Below are 1,201 nucleotides of genomic sequence, written 5' to 3'. Positions count from 1 at the left end.
ACAGCAACACAAATTAAAACTGGCTCACTTTGCCGTTCTGACCGTGTAGCAAAATACAATCGCTTACTCACCATTGAAGCAGAGTTAGGCGATAAAGCAAAATACGGCGGCAAAGCAGCTTTACTTGGCAAAATTAAAAACTAATTAACGCGTATGTTAAATAAACGTCTCCTGCCTTATGGTATCTTGATAGCTATTGCGATAGCTTTGGGGGCGTTTAACTATTATCTTTGGCAATTGCAAGCTGGTAAAAAACAATTGATTACTGGCTTGCAATCTCAAGTAATCTTGCATCAAAAAGAAAATAAATTACTGACAGAACGCAATTTAAGTAAAAGTAAAGAGGTTGAGACCTTGCGTTCACCAGATTCTTATTATCTCTATGAAGAAAAAGCCCGAGAAGAATATGGAATGATTGGTGAAGATGAGACTTTTTTTGTATTAATGCGTGATGAAACCAAAACTTTACCCAATATTCCAGATCTAGAAAACAAAAGTGATGAAAAAGATACATTGGCAATTCCACAATCCGCACAAGATAACGTCATTACTTTAGAATCTATCGTAGAACCCCCTAGTGTTAGTCCGGCAATTGATGCGCCACCTTTGCAATTAGAATCATTAGAGTAAGTAGTCTATTTTTATAAATAGATTTCAATAACTGGTAGTGGTTTGAAAAGTATGCCCATCACCTCCAGCCAGTAAAGACCGAGATGCTCGCTGGACAAAGAAAAAAGGACAATACCCACTAGGCTACAAAAAACACGTCCTGACAGACCAAGACGGCTACATCGAACAGCTGCACGTCAGCAGTGCTAACGAACATGAAAGCCAGCATCTTGAGTCATTACTAGAAAACCTAAAGGTAGGTACAACCGTCTATGCCGACAAAGGCTACAGCAGCCAAGCAAACCACCAACGCTTACGAGAAAAAGGATTAAAAGATGGCATCATGGAAAAAGTCAGCAGAAGCCAAGCGCTGAGTCAAGTCCAGAAAGCCCGCAACAAACTGCTGTCAAAAATGCGCTATGTTATAGAACGAGATCTTTGCAAAATTCAACAAATTGAATTTTCTCTATTTTATAGTTAAATCACTTAGAATCCAATCTATCCAAAGCAGATATAAAGAACAACTTGTAGTAGAATTATCAAAAACAAACTGAGCATATCCTATGACCTACTGCCGCCAATTCGACCAGAA

1 protein-coding gene and 2 pseudogenes are annotated in these 1,201 nt (G+C 38.6%); all 3 read left to right on the top strand.

Annotated elements, in window-relative coordinates; translation table 11 throughout:
• A pseudogene (eno, locus tag A5N85_RS12935) lies at positions 1–144 on the top strand (phosphopyruvate hydratase); the annotation flags it as partial.
• 9 nt (positions 145–153) lie between these two features.
• On the top strand, positions 154–630 hold the full coding sequence (locus A5N85_RS12930; protein ID WP_072577568.1) for an FtsB family cell division protein: 477 nt from the start codon (positions 154–156) through the stop codon (positions 628–630).
• Between the two features lie 70 nt (positions 631–700).
• Positions 701–1,090, top strand: a pseudogene (locus A5N85_RS15300) (transposase); the annotation flags it as partial.
• Positions 1,091–1,201 lie beyond the last annotated feature (111 nt).

The organism is Suttonella ornithocola, from assembly GCF_001889065.1.
Lineage (GTDB): Bacteria > Pseudomonadota > Gammaproteobacteria > Cardiobacteriales > Cardiobacteriaceae > Suttonella_A > Suttonella_A ornithocola.
This window is presented reverse-complemented; position numbering and strand designations above follow the sequence as displayed.

Excerpts from the sequence above, each read along its gene's own strand:
- A5N85_RS12930 (WP_072577568.1), top strand. The coding sequence starts at position 154 with ATGTTAAATAAACGTCTCCTGCCTTATGGTATCTTGATAGCTATTGCG.